Genomic DNA, 20940 nt, shown 5'->3' with positions numbered 1-20940 from the left:
ATTCGTACGTGTCTTACGCTAATATTGAAATCCGAGAATGGATTATCTTTAAAGCTTATCACTCTCTGGTTCTCAGTGAAAATACGTGCAGTATAGTGTGACAAATATAATAACCTGTTGAAAAGGCAATTTCATAATCCTCCTGATTTTAGGATGTAAAATTAAGCTGCTGATAATCCATCTTTATTTCTGTCAGAGAGTATACTATCACTTGATCGAAGTACCTTTTTTCTGCCCGATAAACAAAATGGATTTTTTGTCAAAAGTGTCAAAATAATTTTTTGATCGACTAAAAAATGATTATATCTAAACTTTATATTTATTTTGCCGATAACTCATTATCAACTGGATGATGGCTTGATATTGTCGTTGTGTTAGGCGAGATAGGGTGGTTCATCATATGACATTATGAAGATAATATTATTATCTTAAGGGATACTTATGTTGCCAACATCTCATGATAATATAAAGATTGAATTTTTATTTGGTGGGTTTATATTTTTAATCGCATATTTTTTTGTGTTCATATTTAATTTAAGTGAGGTGCTGTTTCCCTATTTGTCAAAATATAAGAAATATAATCTAGATGCGGTTTTTATTGCACTAAATGTCACCGGATTGCTGGGGTTTATCTATAGCTCATTGCGAATAAACAGAATGTCAAAGGAGATAGCGAAACGTATTGAGGCAGAAAAGAGCATCAACTGGATGTCTAGCCATGATATCTTAACGGATCTACCTAACCAAAAATTTCTCGACTCTTATATTTCACGTTCTGCTAAGAATAAAGATGCACTAAATTATGTGGTTCTAAGTATAGAGATTAATAAGTTTAAAGATGTCAACGATCTGCTCGACTACGACCACCGAAATGAAATATTTAAGCTGGTTGGACAGCGCCTCTCTTATATGTTCCCAGATAATGTCTATAAATTACGTGGTGATGAGTTTTTGGTATTAAAGTCAAATAAAGATAAAGCGGACCTATCATTGCTGGGCGAACGCATAGTGAAGACTATTTGCAGCCTTATTCAAATTGGCGGCTTTACCTTTAATATAGCCGCCAATGTTGGTATCTCCCGCTATCCTGAAGATTCTGGCGATCTTCGACAAGCTATTCAGCAATCGGCCTGTGCTTTGTACATTGCTAAGAAGGCCGGTCGTGAGGAAGTCCGAGTCTTTACTCCCTTGATGCAGAATACACTTTTATCCCGAGCCCAACTTAAGAGTGATTTTAAGAAAGCGTTGGCGAGTAATGCATTCTCTGTCTATTACCAGCCGTTAGTGGACCTGAGAACCGAAAAAACAGTCGGTTTTGAAGCCCTTGCGCGCTGGGAGATTTCCCCAGGCAAATTCATTTCCCCTACTCTATTCATCCCTCTGGCAGAAGAGATGGGTAAAATCTCTGAGCTGACGGAGCAGTTGTTTCGGCGGGCCTGTCTCGAAACATTAAGCTGGCCTGCTCATCTGGTACTGTCATTTAATATTTCCCCGATACTGCTGTGTAATAAGCAACTGAGCACGCGCATCATGAGTGTCATGAATGAGTTGGGGCTGCCCGCAGATCGTCTGGAGGTAGAAATCACGGAAAGTGCACTTTTTCAGAATGCCAATGTAGCCCGATTTACGCTTAAAAAACTGAGGGATGAGGGAATAAAAATTGCGTTAGACGATTTTGGTACCGGTTACTCCAGTCTTTCTCAGCTTTGCAACTTCTCATTTGATAAGTTAAAGATTGATAAGAGCTTCATCGATACTTTCCAACACAATGAAAAAAAAGAAAAAATCGTACGTGCCATTATCTCATTGGCCAGTTCTCTGGGGGTGAAAGTCACCGCCGAAGGTATCGAACACACCAGTCAACTTGTGCGTCTACAGGATATTGGGTGTGATATTGGCCAGGGATATCTGCTTGGTATGCCCGCAGCGAAAGCGGTCCTATATCCGGTGGAATCCTTATTGATTTATAAATTTTCTCCAGAAGTCGCTGAGAAAGAGAGCGCATAAAAACAGGAGGATATACCGCTGAGGTATTGGCAGTGGGCAATATTTCTCTCTGGGAGTATGAGGGGGAATCATTGAGGGTACGCTGCGCCCTTCGCTGACAGGCAGCGAAGGGCGGTAACATTAAAACTTAGTCCAGCCGCCCTGTTCTGCGACTAATGCGACACTCTTAACTCGTGTCTTTGGCCTGAGCAGAGGGCCTGTTGAAACGCCAGGTGCCTTTCCTTTGATTTTAAATACCGAGACAATTTCTGTTAGTTGACGAGCCTGCTCTTCCAGCGAGGCAGCAGCAGCAGCAGATTGCTGCACTAAGGCGGCATTTTGCTGCGTGACGCTGTCCATTTGAACCACCGCAGAACCAATTTGGCTGATCCCTTTACTCTGTTCGGTCGAGGCTGCGGCTATTTCGCTCATAATGTCATTTACGTTGCTGACTGAGCTCACGATTTTGTCCATCGCATCACCTGCTCGCGTCACCTGTTCAGACCCGGATTTAATATTTTTAACTGACTCATTGATCAGCACATCAATCTCTTTTGCTGCCTGTGCGCTGCGTTGCGCCAAATTTCTCACTTCACTGGCGACAACGGCAAATCCCCGGCCTTGTTCCCCTGCTCGTGCTGCTTCGACCGCGGCATTTAACGCAAGAATATTGGTTTGAAACGCAATACTGTTGATGACGCCAATGATATCGACGATTTTATGTGAGCTGCTGGTAATTTTCGTCATGGTGGCAATGACGCCACTGACAATTACGCCGCCCTGTTGTGCTTCCCGAGTGGCCTGGTTCGCCAGTGTACTTGCCTGACCGGCATTATCTGCATTCTGCTGAACGGTTGAACCGAGTTGTTCCATGCTGGAGGCGGTCTCTTCCAGCGCCGAGGCTTGTTCTTCAGTTCGGGAAGACAAATCGGTATTTCCGACTGATATCTCACTAGAACCCCTGTAAATCGAATCCGCACTGTTGCGGATTTCAAACACCGTTTTGGCCCAGTTATCCTGCATCTTGTTAATATAAGGAATTAACTGGCCAATACAGTTTCTACCCTGATCTACGATGTTGTGGTCAAGTATGCCTTGTGCCAGAGATTCAAGATGAGCTTTTACTCTGTTCAAAGGCTTAACGAGAAAGTTAACCAGATAGCGGTCGGTTGTTACCATGATCAGCACACTGATTAATAACGCACTGACTAGGATATATTGACACCACACTAGCCATTGGGAAATCCGCTGATTTGCTTCTTCATTTAGGGATATAATTTTTGCGTTGTATTTGTCTATCGCTGCACTGAAGTTCCGTCTTAACGGAAGATATTTACCTGTTTTTATTACTTCAAAATTGTTTATATTTTTCTCTCTTGCTGATTCAAACATCGGCAAAACTGCACTGTTATAGAGATTAAAAGAACTGTTATAAATATCATCTATTGTGGTTGAGTCAATTTTCCCATGATCAATAGTTTTAAATTGACTGAGCCCATTTTTAAGGCCGTCTAATTCGGTAAGAGTTGCCTTCATCTCAAGATCGAAAACTCCAGTGTCATTTTTCGCCATTGCTCCCATAGCACGTTCCATCGCTGTTGTCGCGCGGTAGTATTGTGCATTGGCACTATTAATAATATCGCCATTTTGCTGCTGAGTATGGGTTACACCTAGCTCTTGGTTTAATTGCTTAAGAGAGTATAAAGCAAAGCCTGATGCCCCGGCCCACAACAGTGAAAACACGATGAGAATGAGTATAAGTGCCGTTCTTATTTTAATATTTTGTATGAATCTCATGTTATTAAACCTCAAATGTCGGACACGGGAAAGATACCTTGGAAAGGCAGTTAATAACTAATTTCGGTGTCTATAAAACAGTTGAGTAAATTGTTTTATATTTCATCTTTATTATTATCGGCGGTTGAGATTTTATCTTGAGTTGTTTTTTTTGTTATAGAGTAAATAATGTGTTTTTAATGAAGTGATAAAATTATATTTATACATTAGGCCATCAAGATTAGACCTATTAGCTCACTTGATTAAATGAGTTGGTTATAATTAGTACAATAAATAAAAGGTGAAATACTCATGTTTATCATGATCTAATGTGGTTTATTAAATTTAAAATTGAATTGCTCAATAGATATCACATAACAAATTATCAAGAAGTGTCATTCTTTATAAGACTTAATTATTCAAAAATAGGATGTGTTTTCTGAATAATTTGAATTTATGGGCACGGCCAATATCACTTTCTTCTTGGAGAAATCAGCACGATTGGAAAAGTTAAAGATCAAAGTGACATTATTTTAGGGTGGATTCACTGAGTTTTTTGAAAAACTTGCCGAAAACTTATAAATTTCATAACACAGGTATGATTTATAATGACAGAATTAAATATCTATGGGCAAGCACTGGGCAAATCATTACCCGACTGGTTGCCTCGAACAACTCCCCAACGGATTATCCTCAAAGGAGACTATTGCCTCCTTGAACCTATTGATATCAAGCATAGCAAGGATCTATTTGAAGCCTGGCACAGCATTGATGACGAGCGTGACTGGACTTACTTTCACATTAATCGCCCCATCACAATTAGGCAATGTGACCATTATATTGCCTCTCTTAGTGCAAGTAAGGACCCTCTCTTTTATTCAGTCATCAATTACTCCACCGGAAAAGCAGTAGGTTTTATCGCGTTACAACGCATTGACCCCGAGAATGGGGCGGTAGAAATCGGTTGGATTAACTGGTCACCGTTGATGAAACGTACTTTATGCAGCACTGAGGCAATATTTCTTTTGCTATCCTATGCGCTGGATACTTTGCAATACCGGCGATGTGCGTGGAAGTGTGACAGTTTGCACCAGCCAGCGATTCAAGCGGCAGAACGCTTGGGATTTCAATACGAAGGTACTTTCAGACAAATACAAGTATCCAAAGGGCATAGTCGTGACACCCGTTGGTATTCTATTATCGAGAGTGAATGGCCAGGGATTCGGCGAGCTATACAGCTTTGGCTAAGCTCAGCTAACCTGGATGACCGGGGTAAACAGAAGCAGAAATTGGCCGAGTTTATGCCAGTGACAGAAGAGTAGTTATTTTCAATTAGCGTAATGCTGGCTTCACATCACCGAAGCCAGTGTATGGCATCTTATTGTTTATTATAGTATAAATCGTAATTCTGGTTAGTTATGCTGCTCATTTAGAGGTTAGTGGCAAATCATGGGGTGATTTTACTCAATGTGAGACGTAATAGTCATTTTGGTCTTCAATCAGCGCAAGGATTGGAAGACGATGTAGAAAATAGTTTGGCTATATAATAAATTGATATTGAAAGTTATTTTTTGTGTGACTTTTCGATGATGTAGTGAGCACAAAATCTCTATATGAGTGAGTGACAGTGCGGAGTGTCCTACCATTTACTGCCGAATGGTATTTGTCAGCCTGGGTGCACAAAACGGAAATCGATAACGCCTAATGCTAGAGCTAAAATGTGGAAGCAATACCGCCATCGTAGTACTACATGAGATTTATGGTATTAATCCGCATATCAGGCGGGTGTGCCATGAATATCATGCGATGGAGAGGGACGTTTATTGCCTCAATCTTATTGGGCGTGATGAGCCATTTAGCTATGCACAGCAGAATGAGGCATATCGCTATTTTATTGAAAATGTAGGTTTTGACACATCCCATATCGTTACTCTGCTCCAGACTCTGCGGCCACAGTATGACAATCTTATCCTCGTAGGATTTAGTGTTGGAGCCACGCTTGCCTGGCTTGCGGCCAGAAGCGGGTTATGTGCAAGGGTTGTCTGCCACTACGGTTCACGTATCCGCGAGCACAGCGATATTGCGCCACCTTGTCCAGCCCTTGTCATCCTTGCCCGACATGAGGCTTCTTTCGACACGACAATCCTGCAAAGTGAACTAAAAAAATATCCTAATGTTGATAGCCGCATATTCAGCAGCCATCATGGGTTTTGTGACGGGGATAATGCCAACTTTGATGCAGAAAATGCCGATCTTGCAACTAGATTGGTACACCAGTTTATAGGGTAGCTTTGAAAAAATGGGCAAGTTTTCCATTAATACTCTAGCCCGCACGATTAGCGACTACTTTTGCGGTAGTGTATGTCCTATTACGTTAATGAGGCGCGCGGCTACTGACTTTCTTCTCTATATTTTAAATAATAAACATTTAAATTGTTAATGCCATATTTTCTACAGATACTACGACGATAGCCACTGACGGTTTTATAACTGAGTGATAACCTTTTTGAAATCTGAACAGAATTTAAACCTGATATAATACATTGTAATGTTTCATTTTCTCGTTTAGTTAATTTATTTTTAACAAGATTATCGTCATCAAGAGGTATGAAATGACCGCCATAGCGGTTGTGACATATTGTCCCTATTGTTTTTTTGATGTAAGGCATATTACTTTTTCTGTATATGACTGCATGATATATATTAGGGAGGTTAGACAGGTCAGAGTAGTTGTCACAAAATAAAATAATCCCTACATTGTGGGATGACTTTATTTTAATTAATAGATCATGAACTTCACTATGTTTGAATCCAGTAATGTCAAGTAGTATCAGCTTGAGTTTCCCATCTATATTTTTTATCAGTGAGGGAATAGAACGGTAAACCCTTATTACTGAGTCTTCTGAATGTTGGTATAGCACATCATTCAATAGTATTTTGAAAGAGAAAGACATAAGCCCGCACTGACTGAGGATAAAATAGTTCATATAATAATTCCTTTTATTTTTAACTAATGAATGAAAATAAGAAAATCCACTGCGAAATAGTGATGTATTTACTGATGATACTCTCGGAAAGATAAATATAGCCGTAGTGAACATCATTGCTAAAGGCCAAAAATCGCCATGCCTTCCCCCAATAATGCTTCGCTGAAAACAGCGGCTATCTAAAGGGAAAGTCAATTAGCCTGCCAGAAAAATTGATAGCTAAGTTTATTAGAACTTAAGATTTCAGCTATTTGTAGCAGGCCATAATCATCTGATTTTTATTTACTTATATCTAATATAGAAATCTAGATTAGAAATTATATTTCACACCTAGCATTACAGCGGTATCACTGTAACCTTTGTTGCCGATTTGCTGGGCAACATTACCCCACAGGTTAACTTTTTTATTGATTTGGCCTTCAACACCCACTTTTAATTCACCGATATTGGCGGCCCCATCTTGCTTCACTGTCACGTTATCCATAGTGACACCAAAGTCTTTGGTATTATGGATCCAGTTTGCTTCTACAAATGGCTGAAATACTCGGTCTTTACCTTTATCCTGGCTGCTATAGCCATTCATAAAGGCTTTCACACCCAGACGGGTCTGAATATTGCCATCACCTTCACCAGAGACATTCGTGCCGTTAGCTTCTTTATGGTCGTCAGCTTTCACACCCATCCAGGTCACCTGCGCTTTAGGCTGGATAAAGTAGGTGGCATTTTTAGCGGCATTTTCACCGATTTTGAAGGTATAACCACTCTCAACCGAGGCAGTTATCCCCTTAGACTTATATTCTTCAGTATTCAAATCTTGACCGTCAACGGTGTTGTTGAACCAGCTGTATTGCGCCCAACTGTCGACATATAAGCCGGACTTATCGGCCTCGTTGGCATACCAGGTCCCGTAGACACCGGCGCTGTAACCGTCAGTTGACCCTTTAGCGTTGTAACCGGACACTTGCGAGATGGTGGTGCTTTTGCTGTTACCATACCCAGCCATAACGCCCAGATGGAAACGGTCCATGTCGTTATTGCTCCACTGAGCAATATCTCCGCCTAATTGCAGCACATAACGGTTAGCCTGTGTGCTCAGTTGATCTTGAGAATCACGGAAACGGTTATGCCCACCCTCGTTACGCAACCACATACTGGTTACTTTCTGTTCGCCAGTCAGTGCGTCGATATACTGAGTTTCGCCCAAACGATCATGCAAACGAGTGACAAACATATTATTAGCCGAGGCTAAGTTGGCAGTATAGCCGCCAGCTTCTGGACGCTCAGTCATAGCAGATGGAACTGTTGGGTCTGTTGGAACTGTTGGAACTGTTGGGTCTGAAGGTGGCGTAGGAATAACAGCATTAGTCAGATACCAGTTATTGGCATTAGCATCAGAACCGCGCATCAATGAATAATCATAAGCACCGGCAACGATACGATCTTTTTGAATAAACTCACCGTCAGATAAGCCATTAACCTGAATCAATTCAATACCGTTTAACGTTGTCGCGCCAGTGCCACCCGCGTTAGTCACGCTGACGAAGGTGTTCCCTGAAGTGTTACCTTCGACGATCATTTTATCCGTTATGGAGTTGTCGTCATTTAATTCAGTATTAAACAATAAGTTACCGTTATTACCAATATAGTCACCATGGACAGTTAATACGTCGCCTGCAATAGGATTGGAGAAATTAATTGTCCCGGCGTTAGTCAGCTCAGCGACGTCAGAACTTGCCATCATATTCCACATGGCGCGACTATCAATATTCACCTGGCCGCCATTACGTGCAAGACCATTCCATTGTGTATTGTTAATGCTGAGATTAGCTTGGCTACCTAAACCTGACTGGATATCACCATTTAAAACCATATCGTTTGCATTAACATTAACGATACCAAAGTTCGCCAGGCTAGCATCGGTATCTGCATTTATTAATATGCCATTGTTAATAACACTACTGTTATCAAGGACTGCATTGATGGTGCCACCAAGAGCATTAAATGTTTTGCCGTTTTGACTATGTATATTGGCATTCTGTTGATTCATAGTCACAATTGCTTGTGTGTTACTATTCACTGCATCAGCGTTATTACCACTAGTAACTATATTGGTATTAGTCACATTAACAGTGGTCCCACTGTCATTAGCCTGAACAGCATACGCATTATTACCCACCGTACTGATGTTATTGCCCTGACTAATAATAGAACTCGCGGAACTGGCCATCATGGCTACTGCACCATTACTGGCTGTACTGATAGTGCTACCCGTAATATCAGCCTGGCCGCCTAAAACTGCCTGGATAGCGGTATTATTAGCGCCGAGGGTTTTAACCGATGCTCCTGGGTTAATAACAATTTTACCACCTGGCCCTCTCGCACTTACTGCGGTTGCCTGATGAGTGATAATTTGCGTATTTCCACTGACAGTAGCTAAAGATGATCCATTACCATTCAGTTCAGAAGAGACTAGCGCAGTACCCGCCCCGAATGTTTCCAGGGTACTGTCGATGATATCAAATTGAGTATTTGCACTATTTGTTGTTTCAACGAAGACCGCAGCGGCAGAGGCTCCACCGGTACTGGCGTATGAGCCGGTCATGCTCCCTCGTGAACCATTTGCTATTTGTAAAGCACTGGTACTTGAGCCGAGATAAGCACCTGTTGTTGTCAATCTAGAGTTATTGATAATTACTGAACTATTATTAGCAGCTATACCCTTGCCACCGGCACCTGTTGCTGAAATGGTACTGTTATTTAATGAAATTTGGCTATTAGAGACCAGTGACAGGCCGGAGGCATTTGCCCCTGAAACTGAAATATTTGCGTCATTCAAGTTAACACTGGCGCCAGTTTGCGCATACACGCCGTGTGAGCCAGTCCCTGTAGTGGTTAATGTACTTCCGTGTAAAAAATCGACACGTGAGCCTGCCCCAGAAGCATATAAAGTATCAGCGGCATTACCCCCAGTCGTTAATGTGATATCACCGTCAGCAATTAATACGCCACCATTTGATACCGTTGCTGCATGCCCAGAAAAATCGTTAATCAAGCCAGTATCTACTACTGTCCCATCAGGAGCATTTACAGTTGTGCCATTTACTATAATTTGGGAAAAAGCAGGCGTTGTTATTGATGTAAAGGCAATAGCGATTAGAGTTTTTTTAAAGGCAGGCATATTATATTTCTCATTTTTTAAGTAAAAATATGTTTATTAACAAGTAGTTATATTATTGGTGTTTTTAATGTAATTGAATCGTTCTCGATAACCATTTTTACTTTCGTAAATATGGAGTGTAGGCTACGCCACAGTGTATTTAATATTATATGGCATACTAATGATTGAGTTTTTATATCATGCTGTGATTATAGCTATAATTTATTTTGTTAAATATAGGATATGATACATATCGCTGTAGGAATTTTCTTGATTTGTTTTTTTTGTAAAATGACATGGAAAATTTCTTTAGTATTATTTAACTAAATGATTAACATTTCATATCTACGAGGGGAAACCTATTTTTGTATCTAATGGGGGGATACTCTGGCGTTGACGTATTTTAACACTTATCCATTTGAGTTTTGTAGGAGAGTGAGCCAAGAACAATGTCTTCTAACTGAAAATAGACATTGTTGAGCATCAATGCTTAACGTCCTCTCAACTTGTCATTTTAAACGTAAATTATCTTATTAAAAATACAAAAACAAATGAGGAAACTATAGATGCGATAAATATAGAGATGCCGATTAGTATATCAGTCATGAGATCATTCATAATGAATCCCTGTTAAAATCACTCTAGCCTATTTTAATTTACGAATATATTGTCAACTTAGCGGCATTAGCATCCACACTATGCACCAGCGAGTAATCATAAACACCCTCCACGATCATGCCATTTTGAAAGCTCACTGTTAGAGCCAAAGCCATTAAACTTAATCAGCTCGAAACCATTTAGTGTCTTTTCACCACGATAACTAAGGTTATTTAACCTATCCGCTGTTATCTAATGGTGCTAACGTGCGATCACATAGGCTGCACATTAAACAGTATCAATTAAACAGACAGTTTGATTAAACTTTATTTAAAACTAAAATAGCCTACAGTTTTATACGTGATAGTTATGATTAACATCAGCTGTGTGGAGGATTTGAATAGTAATAAATACTAAAATGTTAACACAGTTATAGGATTGGAAAAATAACGAGTCGTCACTCACCGATCTCATTATCTCCAGTTCCTATTATTTGCTAAAAAATGAATTTTCCTACAAAAATAACAGGAATTCCAATGTATTTATATTGCTATTTTAGACGGAATCGTTAAATTCATTTAGCTGGAATAGTTAATTATAATTTTTTAAGTTATACCAGCGTTTATTTAAGTTCCCCTGTATTGATTGACAGATGGATTAGCCACATCAATCAATAGGGCAAAGCGTCGTGTTTATACGTCCCTTATTGTAATCAGAGAGTGAATAATTAAAAACTCATCACTATATTAACCATTGTTGCTGCATGTAGATCTCCTGCTTTGGCTCAAAATGGAGACTTTTATGAACCTAATACTTCTGCATCACAAACCAGTGTAAATGATGGTTTTATTGCATATGGCTTTCAATGTAACATCTGATAAACTGGAGCATCTCTTTATCTGGCAGGTTAATCGATACGCTAATTTCATGGTCGATATTTTCTGGGTATTATTATCTTCTGGAACCTACGCTGGTATTGCAAATAGGGTATCAACTGCCATAAACGCCAGATAATGTTCGCAGTACGTGCTACTGCGAGGGGGGAGATATTCTACGCTTAATCAATATGCCAATGAAATTGGTAGGAAATGTTAATGTCCACTTGAGGAGTTCAATGTGTCTTTGAGCAAAAATTACTTATATCAGGCTGGAGCTACCCAGGTAAGATGGGCTAGCGAGTTATTTTCGGCCTCTATTTTATTATTTTGTGGACTAATACTCTATTCAGTTAATTTGTGCGCGGCACAATCTCTTCCCCATAACGACTTACTCACTAAACCCGGCGATGTTATTCAAATTAAGCTCAGTGAGTTGCATCCGACCCAAATAACCGTAGGTAAGCTCCAGATTGCAGGTGATTTGGCTGATTATGCTAGCGATTCAAAGCACTTATTCAACGATTTGTGTAAAGTTCAAGGGGCAGGGAAACTGGCTAAATATAGCCTGTCATCAACACCGAAAGATCCCACTTCATATACCTGTAAACAGGCTATAGGAACCAATAAAGCTGATATGAACACGGTTGATATAGGACCAATGGGGAAATTTTACCTGACTGATGGTCATCATGCATTTAACAGCTTTTGGGATGCACCCGGTGGTGGCGGTGATGTGACCTTAAGCGTACTGGTCGGGCAGAATATAAGCCGTGACAACGACGGAGCGTTATTTACTCAAGCTCAGTTCGAACAACAGATGACTGAACTTAAACATTTTCTCCCTATTGATGCCGAGGGGAAACCAATTACGTTCTCTCAATTGCCTGCAACCCTGGGCACGAGTGCTTTTCAGGACGATCCATATCGCTCAATACTCTATTATCTACGCGGTATATCTTACGATAAGTCTGATAAAAATCTTAACCCTGAAACGGGTAAGCCTTATAAAGAAATACCTTTCCTCGAGTTTTATTGGGGACAGCTATTACGCAGTAAGATGGATTTAAAACGTTATAATTTGCATAAGCAAGATGACTATATCAAGGCTCTGGAAGACGCCGCAACCCTGATGGTGAATGTACCCAAGCAGCAACTGATAGGGCATTCAGGTCAAACGGCAAGAGCTTTAGGCCAGCTGAACAGCATTGATGAAAAGCGTTTAGATAAACTGGCGAAACCAGATTCTAAATTAGCGAAGGCACTTAATTATCAGTCAACTAACTGAGTTATAAAAATAAGATCTTTGTTGAATAAATCGAACTTTTAGCCCTAATCAGGTTTGGATCACCACATTTCTGATGATATTGCAGTATCTCGTGGCAAAACAAAGGTTCGATATCATCCATTGGACAGCTTACAACAAGGCGCTCATCAGTCGCGGCTTGCTAACATTCTGGCTGGATGAGTCGGTCATCTAGACTTGGTGTCGATAGGAACAGGTGAGTTCGGTTGATATGGGGATGAGAATAATAAAAATAACGGAAAGATTTCAGCTGGCCCTGCCGGGCAGGGCCAAACCGTTTAGCACGAGATCAACTTAAATCGACATCCTTATGCCCGAAAAGCCACGTCAGGATAAACCCGGAAATATACGAAATAACCAGACCAGCCATATACACCAGCATCCCGGCGAAAATACCTTGGGCTGATGTCATCAGAGGAATAGATACCAAGCCAGATGGGCCAAACACGGTATTCAGGCCCACCGGTAATCCCAACCAGGCAACAAGGCCAATAAAGAAGCCGCCGACAGCACCGCCTAAACATGCGGTAATAAAAGGCTTCAGGCGTGGTAACGTTACGCCATAAATAAGCGGCTCACCGATCCCCAGTAGCCCAGGGAAAATAGCCCCTTTAATCTGTGTCCGCAGGACTGAACCTTTTGGCGAACGAGCATAAAGTGCCAGTGCCGCACCCACCTGACCGGCACCCGCCATGGCCAGAATAGGGAATAATGAGTTAAATCCTTGTGCATCCATTAAGGCGAAATAGACCGGAACAAACCCTTGGTGGATACCAAACACTACTGCAATCAGGAATAACCCTGCCAGAATGGCAGTACCAAACGGGTTACCATTCAAATGCATAAACAGCCATGACATCCCCTTAAACAGCTCGCCACCCACTGGCATGATAACAACGAAAGTGATTGCTCCTGTAGCGAGTAACGTTATCGCCGATGTCAGGATCATATCTAGATTATCAGGGATAAAACGGCGCACCTGTCGCTCAATCCATGCGCCCAAGATACAGGCCAACAGAACCCCAATGATATTGCCGCGCGGATCAATTGCCAGACCAAAGAAGTTTTCCATGCCACCGTAGTAGCCGACGGTACCTTCCGGCACATAGCGTAAAATAAATAGCGAAGCGATAATTGCGCCGTTGACCCCCGTCCCACCAAAGGCTTGCTGCGTATTAAAGCCAATCAGAATGCTAAGGAAAGTGAACAAGCCGATGCTAAATACTTTCATGTATGCAATCAGTGCCGCCAGCCATGGAGACTGAATAACGCCGTCCAATGCCAGTGTCTGCTGGAGTAATGTTGCTATCCCCAATAGTAATCCTGCGGCAATGAACCCTGGAATGAGTGGGGTAAAAATGGTGGCGAATTTGGCCAGAAAACTATGAACAGCGCTTTTTTGTTTCGCTTTCATTTGCTGTTTTGTCTGGCTGGCTAGCACCTGCAAATCAACATCCTGAGCACTTTCATGTCCCTGCTGCGGTTCAGAACCCAGGAGCTTGTTCATCATCTCGCTGGCGGTCTGGGCTTTGCCCGGGCCGAGAATGATTTGCAGTTGATCATCGCTGTTCACCACCCCCATCACTCCAGGGATTTTTTTCAGGTCGTCATGTTGTATCAGTTGACGGTCTTTTAAGGTGAGACGGAGCCTTGTCATGCAGTTTCCGCAGACAATGATATTTTTACTCCCGCCCGTGAAGAGTAAAATTTGGTCTATCGTAGTGCCGGTTATTTTCGCCATAGTTATACTTTAATCTCCTGTAGCGCTTTACCGATAAATCCCTTATTTTTGTTAAGGATAGCGCTAGCTTCCTCAGCAGACATACCACTTAGGATCATCATAATGGCTGTTTTACAGTGTCGGTTGTACTCATTTCACTATTTTGATTACAGGAAATAGCCACTACGCTAGTGCCAACATGGCGTGCATAGGCCATAGCCCCCAATACATAAGGTGTGCGGCTACTTGCTGCAATGCCCACTAACACATCACGTGCATTAAAATTGAGGTTATGCAGGTATTGTTCACCCATTTTGCGGCTATCTTCTGCATTTTCAACTGCCTGTAAAATAGCAGTATTACCGCCAGCGATCAGCCCTACGACCATTTCTCGCAGCGTACCATAAGTTGGCGGGCATTCGCTCGCATCCAACATCACCAAGCGACCAGAAGTGCCTGCCCCACAGTAAATTAATCTGCCACCTTGCGCGAAAGCAGTACCTCTTTTTTGTTTTTATTATTTTGGATGGGTTGGCTAACCCCCGAGCTGCTCTTCAAAAAACGAATACACGGCTATTCTGGTAATAACTCATCCACAATATAAGGACATTGCTCATGAAGAGAGGTGTCTCCGCCGCACAAATCATCAATATGTCGAAAGATCTCTAAAATTGAATAGTTTGTTTGCGCGGGATGCTTACAGGGGGAAATCTATTGAAATCGTGTCAGTAATGGATAGGGAGTCGGAGCGGAAATAGAGCAGAATCCAGATACGAAAAAGCCCCGCTTTGCAGCGAGGCCTTATAAATAGTGGTGCCCGGACTCGGAATCGAACCAAGGACACGGGGATTTTCAATCCCCTGCTCTACCGACTGAGCTATCCGGGCAACGGGGCGCATTAAACCGTATTGGCCGCTGATCGTCAACGAATTTATGGTTTAAAACCACTAAAACTGTACTGACTGCTCTCTTTTCAGACAAAAGAACCAGAAATTATCTCAGGGCAGCGATAAAACTTAGTGGTAAATTACTTAACCCAGTGCGCCATTTTTACGGCATTGCGCGACTTCCAATACATCTTCAGCCAGGCGCTTGGCAATTTCAACATCGACGAGTTGACGTTTAACCAGCAGTTTGCTCAAACAACCTTCCAGAATCAGTTCCATCTGTTGTGCAACCATAGCTGCATCATCAGCGTCCATCTCTTGCAACAGCTCTTGGGTATAGAGTAGTGAGGCCTGTTTCTGCTGTTCAGCCAACTGGTGGATCGGGTGTTCATTATCGGGATAGAAACTGCATGCAGCAATAAATAAGCAACCGGGGTAACGCTGATTCTGCACTTGCTCACCTAGCGTCTGGTAACGCGCCAGTAACTTTTGTTTGGGTGATAAGGTCTCGTCCAGTTGCAATTGTCGCCGCCAGGTATCTATCTGCTGGCCATGAAAGCGCAGACAGTCATACAACAAAGCTTCACGATCCGGCCAGAAACGGGCCAGATCACTGACTTCAACTGACACCTCTTTTGCCAGCATCTCCAGCGTGGTGTTTGCCAGTCCTTGCTGCTCCAATAGATTGAGCGCACTGCTTAAAACTTGTTCACGTTGCACGTTGCTCTCCTCCAACCTCTTATCTGGCAAGTGTGGTTTACCACCGCCTATGGTGCAAATAGTCTATACCCTGCGTACTGATTAATAGACATCGGCAGGTATGGACATTTTCTGCCAGCAGACTCTGTACCTTATCATTACTACGGCGACATTTTTCTAACTCTTTACCCTTTAGTTGTTTGTTAATTTATAACGACAAAATCACCGCACGATTTTTGCTATTTAGCAGTCTGTGAAGCAGGGCGCATTTTATTGTGCATCTGCCTATAACGATTGGTGAATAACTCATAATTCCTGTTCTTTTGCCTGATGGTTTATTGGAACGGGGTTTCTATAATGATCATCGTGAACCGTAAATAGAAAAATCTTACAAAACAGGCGCAAAATTAACGACTAACACCCACTGCCGTGTGCGCTGGCAACCTGAATTGCATCACGTCCTGCATCGAGCCGTCGTTCCATCCGGGCGTTCAATTATAAGGATCGAAAATGAGTCTGCAAAATTATCCTAATCAGTTCCGCCGCAACCTACAACAAGGGCAAACCCTTATTGGTTGCTGGAGTGCACTGGCAAATCATATTTCAGCCGAAGTGCTGGGCCTGGCGGGTTTTGACTGGTTGGTTCTGGACGGTGAACATGCGCCGAACGATGTTACGACGTTTATCCCACAACTCATGGCGCTGAAAGGCAGTAACAGCGCACCGGTTGTACGTGCGCCCTGTAATGAACCCATCATTATAAAACGCTTATTGGATATCGGTTTTTATAACTTCCTGATCCCGTTTGTTGAAAGCGAAGCAGAAGCCATACGTGCGGTTGCCTCGACCCGTTATCCACCGGCGGGGATCCGCGGGGTTTCTGTGTCTCATCGCGGTAACAATTACGGCACCGTACTCGACTACTTTGCCACCATCAACGACAACATCACCGTACTGGTGCAAATCGAAAGCCAGCAAGGGGTGGATAATATTGATGCTATCGCCGCCGTTGATGGGGTGGACGGTATTTTTGTTGGACCGGGCGATCTGTCGGCGGCACTGGGTTATCTGGGGCAGCCCAATCATCCCGAAGTACAAAAAGTGATTCGTCATATTTTTGATCGCGCTAAAGCACAGGGTAAGCCGAGCGGCATTTTGGCGCCAGTTGAAGCTGATGCCCGCCGTTATCTCGAATGGGGGGCAACCTTTGTCGCTGTTGGCAGTGATTTGGGCGTATTTCGTAGCGCGACTCAGGCGTTATGCGACAAATTTAAAAAATAACCATCAGTCTGTTTTGACAGTTTAGTACTGCCGCGTTGACGGCCTTCCGACTTAATTGAGGAGTAATAAATGAAAATCGGCTTTATTGGTTTAGGGATTATGGGAAAACCAATGAGTAAAAATCTGCTGAAAGCGGGCTACTCATTAACAGTCCTCGATCGTAATGCTGCGGTGCTGGATGAATTGATCACCGCTGGCGCGCGTACGGCAACGACACCAAAAGCGCTGGCAGCAGAATGCGATATCATCATTACCATGCTACCTAATTCGCCTCATGTAAAAGAAGTGGTACTGGGTGAAAACGGTGTTATTGAAGGTGCTAAACCGGGTTCTGTGCTGATTGATATGAGTTCGATTGCACCGCTGGTTAGCCGTGAAATCAGTGAAGCGCTGGCACTAAAGCAGGTTGCAATGTTGGACGCGCCAGTCAGTGGTGGTGAGCCAAAAGCTATCGATGGCACCTTGTCAGTGATGGTGGGTGGTGATAAAGCGGTATTCGAGAGCTGTTTCGAGGTGATGAAAGCCATGGGGGGATCGGTGGTGCATACTGGTGATATTGGTGCTGGTAATGTGACTAAACTGGCCAATCAGGTGATTGTCGCACTGAATATTGCCGCGATGTCTGAAGCCTTGGTGCTGGCAACTAAGGCGGGAGTGAACCCTGATCTGGTATTCCAAGCGATCCGTGGTGGTCTGGCAGGCAGTACCGTGTTGGAAGCCAAGGCACCGATGGTGATGGATCGTAACTTCAAACCAGGCTTCCGTATCGATCTACATATCAAAGACTTAGCTAATGCCCTCGACACCTCACATGGCGTCGGTGCTCAGTTGCCCCTGACCGCAGCCGTGATGGAGATGATGCAGGCGCTGAAAGCTGATGGTTTGGGCACCGCTGACCACAGTGCATTGGCGTGTTATTACGAGAAATTGGCTAAAGTTGAAGTCACTCGTTAATCGGTGGCACCGGTGCCTGCGGGTGCCGGGCTACTGGGTAACAGGGCTATACTGGTAAGCATTCCGTTATCCTGAGCGGCCGGTTTATAACGTCGGAGCCTGTGCGGTATTGGATAGCTCATGAGATTGAATCATTTATGAAAATAGTCATCGCCCCAGACTCTTATAAAGAAAGCTTATCTGCGCTGGATGTTGCGGTGCAGATTGAAGCGGGTTTTCGCACTCAATTTCCCGATGCACAATATATCAAATTGCCGGTCGCGGATGGTGGTGAAGGTACCGTTGAGGCCATGGTCGCGGCCACCACTGGCCGGATTATTCAGGTCAATGTGACCGGCCCGTTAGGTGACGAAGTTGCGGCTTTTTACGGAATATCCGGTGATGAAAAATCGGCTTTTATTGAAATGGCGGCCGCCAGCGGGCTAGAGCTGGTTCCACCAGAACTGCGCAACCCACTGAAAACCACTTCCTACGGTACCGGCGAATTGATTTGTAATGCGCTGGATCAGGGGGTCAAACATATAATTATCGGCATCGGTGGCAGTGCCACCAATGATGGCGGTGCGGGCATGGTGCAAGCGCTGGGTGTCAAACTGCTGGATAAGCAGGGTAAGCAGATTGGTTTTGGCGGCGGGAAGCTGGCTGAACTGGATGTTATTGATATCTCAGGACTGGATCCGCGGATTAAGCAGTGCCAAATCGATGTTGCTTGTGATGTCACCAATCCACTGACTGGCAGTGAAGGGGCATCGGCTATTTTTGGGCGGCAGAAAGGGGCGACACCTGAGATGGTTAGCCAACTGGATGACGGTTTGCAGCATTATGCAGGTATCATTAAACGTTATCTTGATATTGATGTTGACCAGGTTGAAGGCGCTGGCGCGGCGGGTGGTTTAGGCGCGGCATTACTGGCGTTTTGCGGTGCAACCTTAAGTCCCGGTATTGATATTGTTACCGATGCTCTTGGTCTGGACGCTTTGGTTAGGGACGCGACATTTGTTATTACCGGCGAAGGGCGCATTGATAGCCAAACCATTCACGGCAAAGTGCCGATTGGTGTCGCGAGAGTTGCCAAACGTTATAATAAGCCAGTGATTGGTATTGCCGGTAGCCTGACAGATGATGTTGATGTGGTGTATGAGCATGGTCTGGATGCGGTATTCAGCGTGATCTACAGTATCTGTACTCTGGAGCAGGCACTGGATAATGCGGCAGCCAATGTGTTTATGACCGCACGCAATATTGCCGCCACGCTGGCGATGGGGATGGCTGTCGGTAAATCAGCGCAAGAAAGTAAATAACACGTTTTTGGTCATAACCATTCACCGGTAAATCTCTATCAGGGCTAACGATTGATTGGCCCTGATTTCCTCGTTGGCGCTCAACTTTGCCAGCAACATGCCCCCGGTCTTGCCATTTATGTGACCCGTCCCTCAACTCTCTTTCTTTGTGGTGTGAATTGGGCGTTTGTCCAATGTATTCCCCTTCCAGACCTCATATGCTGGTGCATCAGCCCAGACTGAGGCCCATTCATGAGTGTATATAATCTTGACCCCCGGCTAGCCCAGGATATTGTTACCCGTACCATGAAGATCATTGATACCAATATTAATGTGATGGATGGTAAAGGGCGGATCATTGGTAGTGGTGATGAAGAGCGCCTTGGCGAACTGCATGAAGGGGCGCTCTTGTCGCTGTCTCATGGCCGGATTGTCGATATCGATGAAGCTGTTGCTCGCCAGTTGCACGGGGTGAGGCCAGGGATCAACCTGCCATTGCGCCTTGAGGGCGAAATCGTGGGGGTGATTGGCCTAACCGGCAACCCGGGGCAACTACGTCAATATGGCGAACTGGTGTGCATGGCAGCAGAGATGATGATGGAGCAGGCGCGGTTGGTGCATCTGCTGGCGCAGGATAGCCGTCTGCGTGAAGAGTTGGTATTGAACTTGATCCGCACCGAAGAGATATCACCGGCACTGATTGAATGGGCGCAGCGCCTTGGGGTGGATATCAATGAACCACGGGTCGTAGCCGTGGTGGATGTGGACAGCGGCCAGTTGAGTGTCGACAGTGCTATGTCGGAATTACAAGAGCTGCAAACCCTGTTGACGACGCCAGAGCGCAATAATCTGATTGCGATTGTTTCACTGACTGAGATGGTGGTGCTTAAACCGGCGCTAAATAGCCATGGCCGCTGGGATGCTATTGATCACCGGCGGCGTATGGAGTCTTTGCTGTCGCGCATGACTGAGCGGGGCCGCTTGCGAGTGCGCCTGTCGCTTGGCAATTTCTTTACCGGGCCGGGCAGTATTGCGCGCTCATACCGTACCGCTCGTACTACCATGGCGGTCGGTAAACAACGGATGCCGGAGCAACGCAGCTATTACTATCAGGATTTGGTGTTACCGGTATTGCTTGATAGTTTGCGTGGTGGCTGGCAGGCCAATGAATTAGCCTTACCACTGGCTAAATTACGGGCGATGGACAGTAACGGTCTGTTGCGGCGCACTCTGGCCTGCTGGTTCCGTAATAACGTGCAGCCAACGGCTACTGCCAAAGCGTTATTTATTCATCGCAATACCCTGGAGTATCGGTTGAATCGTATTTCCGAACTGACCGGTTTAGATTTAGCGAACTTTGATGATCGCTTGCTGCTGTATGTGGCGCTTCAATTGGGCGAGCAGGAGTAGAGATAGATGTGATAGCAAGAAGAGC

The 20940-nt window shown here is 43.9% G+C and carries 14 protein-coding genes, 1 tRNA gene and 1 pseudogene; 9 read left to right on the top strand and 7 right to left on the bottom strand.

The window, feature by feature from the left end:
- The first annotated feature begins 441 nt into the window (after window positions 1–441).
- Window positions 442–2007 carry a putative bifunctional diguanylate cyclase/phosphodiesterase gene (locus V1953_RS19320; protein WP_442851214.1) on the top strand — a complete coding sequence of 522 codons (1566 nt, stop codon included), beginning with the start codon at window positions 442–444 and terminating at the stop codon, window positions 2005–2007.
- 120 nt (window positions 2008–2127) lie between these two features.
- Here V1953_RS19320 and V1953_RS19315 read toward each other — a convergent pair whose 3' ends face one another.
- The gene (locus tag V1953_RS19315) at window positions 2128–3783 is read right to left on the bottom strand and encodes a methyl-accepting chemotaxis protein (RefSeq protein WP_442848208.1); all 1656 of its coding nucleotides are present in this window, start codon (window positions 3781–3783) and stop codon (window positions 2128–2130) included.
- A gap of 587 nt (window positions 3784–4370) precedes the next feature.
- On the opposite strand from V1953_RS19315, the gene V1953_RS19310 reads away from it, so the two are divergent.
- Together V1953_RS19310 and V1953_RS19305 are read left to right on the top strand one after the other, a co-directional pair.
- Window positions 4371–5084: a GNAT family N-acetyltransferase gene (locus V1953_RS19310; protein WP_083161044.1), complete on the top strand. Its 714-nt coding sequence runs from the start codon at window positions 4371–4373 to the stop codon at window positions 5082–5084.
- Between the two features lie 382 nt (window positions 5085–5466).
- Window positions 5467–6051 carry a dienelactone hydrolase family protein gene (locus V1953_RS19305; protein ID WP_372559955.1) on the top strand — a complete coding sequence of 195 codons (585 nt, stop codon included), beginning with the start codon at window positions 5467–5469 and terminating at the stop codon, window positions 6049–6051.
- Between the two features lie 101 nt (window positions 6052–6152).
- Here the strand turns inward: V1953_RS19305 and V1953_RS19300 are convergent, their stop codons facing one another.
- Window positions 6153–6749: a response regulator transcription factor gene (locus V1953_RS19300; RefSeq protein WP_442848207.1), complete on the bottom strand. Its 597-nt coding sequence runs from the start codon at window positions 6747–6749 to the stop codon at window positions 6153–6155.
- Between the two features lie 310 nt (window positions 6750–7059).
- Window positions 7060–9351 carry an autotransporter outer membrane beta-barrel domain-containing protein gene (locus V1953_RS19295; protein WP_442851213.1) on the bottom strand — a complete coding sequence of 764 codons (2292 nt, stop codon included), beginning with the start codon at window positions 9349–9351 and terminating at the stop codon, window positions 7060–7062.
- Between the two features lie 82 nt (window positions 9352–9433).
- Between V1953_RS19295 and V1953_RS19290 the strand changes: the two genes are divergently transcribed.
- The gene (locus V1953_RS19290; protein ID WP_442851212.1) at window positions 9434–9952 is read left to right on the top strand and encodes a hypothetical protein; all 519 of its coding nucleotides are present in this window, start codon (window positions 9434–9436) and stop codon (window positions 9950–9952) included.
- Window positions 9953–11619: 1667 nt separating this feature from the next.
- Entirely contained in the window at window positions 11620–12666 is a 1047-nt protein-coding gene (locus V1953_RS19285) for a ParB-like protein (protein ID WP_442851211.1), read from the top strand.
- Between the two features lie 307 nt (window positions 12667–12973).
- On the opposite strand, the gene murP is transcribed toward V1953_RS19285, so the two are convergent.
- The 4 genes and pseudogenes from murP to V1953_RS19265 all read right to left on the bottom strand — a co-directional run bounded on the left by murP (window position 12974) and on the right by V1953_RS19265 (window position 16011).
- Window positions 12974–14425 carry a PTS N-acetylmuramic acid transporter subunit IIBC gene (gene murP, locus V1953_RS19280; protein ID WP_442851210.1) on the bottom strand — a complete coding sequence of 484 codons (1452 nt, stop codon included), beginning with the start codon at window positions 14423–14425 and terminating at the stop codon, window positions 12974–12976.
- 2 nt (window positions 14426–14427) lie between these two features.
- Window positions 14428–14900 (bottom strand): annotated as a pseudogene (locus V1953_RS19275) (N-acetylmuramic acid 6-phosphate etherase); the annotation flags it as partial.
- A gap of 315 nt (window positions 14901–15215) precedes the next feature.
- Window positions 15216–15291, bottom strand: a tRNA-Phe gene (locus V1953_RS19270).
- Between the two features lie 144 nt (window positions 15292–15435).
- A complete protein-coding gene (locus tag V1953_RS19265) occupies window positions 15436–16011 on the bottom strand; it encodes a transcriptional regulator (protein WP_083161032.1) in 576 nt (191 codons plus the stop codon).
- Window positions 16012–16500: 489 nt separating this feature from the next.
- Here V1953_RS19265 and garL point away from each other — a divergent pair, with 489 nt between their 5' ends.
- From garL to V1953_RS19245, 4 genes are all read left to right on the top strand, one after another.
- Window positions 16501–17271: a 2-dehydro-3-deoxyglucarate aldolase gene (gene garL / locus V1953_RS19260; protein ID WP_442851209.1), complete on the top strand. Its 771-nt coding sequence runs from the start codon at window positions 16501–16503 to the stop codon at window positions 17269–17271.
- Between the two features lie 69 nt (window positions 17272–17340).
- Entirely contained in the window at window positions 17341–18225 is an 885-nt protein-coding gene (garR, locus tag V1953_RS19255; RefSeq protein ID WP_083161028.1) for a 2-hydroxy-3-oxopropionate reductase, read from the top strand.
- Window positions 18226–18362: 137 nt separating this feature from the next.
- Window positions 18363–19526, top strand: coding sequence for a glycerate kinase (locus V1953_RS19250; RefSeq protein ID WP_083161026.1), 1164 nt, complete (start codon window positions 18363–18365; stop codon window positions 19524–19526).
- Between the two features lie 231 nt (window positions 19527–19757).
- Window positions 19758–20915, top strand: a complete 1158-nt coding sequence (locus V1953_RS19245; protein WP_019211377.1) for a CdaR family transcriptional regulator — start codon at window positions 19758–19760, stop codon at window positions 20913–20915.
- Window positions 20916–20940 lie beyond the last annotated feature (25 nt).

The sequence above is a fragment of the Yersinia sp. 2541 StPb PI genome (genome assembly GCF_052217145.1).
In the GTDB taxonomy this organism is placed as follows: Bacteria; Pseudomonadota; Gammaproteobacteria; order Enterobacterales; family Enterobacteriaceae; genus Yersinia; species Yersinia enterocolitica_E.
Note: the sequence above shows the minus strand (reverse complement) of the source record. Positions and strands in the feature narration are given on the sequence as shown.

Excerpts from the sequence above, each read along its gene's own strand:
- V1953_RS19305 (WP_372559955.1), top strand. The coding sequence starts at position 5,467 with ATGCTAGAGCTAAAATGTGGAAGCAATACCGCCATCGTAGTACTACAT.
- V1953_RS19300 (WP_442848207.1), bottom strand. The coding sequence starts at position 6,749 with ATGAACTATTTTATCCTCAGTCAGTGCGGGCTTATGTCTTTCTCTTTC.
- murP (WP_442851210.1), bottom strand. The coding sequence starts at position 14,425 with ATGGCGAAAATAACCGGCACTACGATAGACCAAATTTTACTCTTCACG.
- V1953_RS19250 (WP_083161026.1), top strand. The coding sequence starts at position 18,363 with ATGAAAATAGTCATCGCCCCAGACTCTTATAAAGAAAGCTTATCTGCG.
- garL (WP_442851209.1), top strand. The coding sequence starts at position 16,501 with ATGAGTCTGCAAAATTATCCTAATCAGTTCCGCCGCAACCTACAACAA.
- garR (WP_083161028.1), top strand. The coding sequence starts at position 17,341 with ATGAAAATCGGCTTTATTGGTTTAGGGATTATGGGAAAACCAATGAGT.
- V1953_RS19310 (WP_083161044.1), top strand. The coding sequence starts at position 4,371 with ATGACAGAATTAAATATCTATGGGCAAGCACTGGGCAAATCATTACCC.
- V1953_RS19295 (WP_442851213.1), bottom strand. The coding sequence starts at position 9,351 with ATGACCGGCTCATACGCCAGTACCGGTGGAGCCTCTGCCGCTGCGGTC.
- V1953_RS19245 (WP_019211377.1), top strand. The coding sequence starts at position 19,758 with ATGAGTGTATATAATCTTGACCCCCGGCTAGCCCAGGATATTGTTACC.
- V1953_RS19315 (WP_442848208.1), bottom strand. The coding sequence starts at position 3,783 with ATGAGATTCATACAAAATATTAAAATAAGAACGGCACTTATACTCATT.
- V1953_RS19320 (WP_442851214.1), top strand. The coding sequence starts at position 442 with ATGTTGCCAACATCTCATGATAATATAAAGATTGAATTTTTATTTGGT.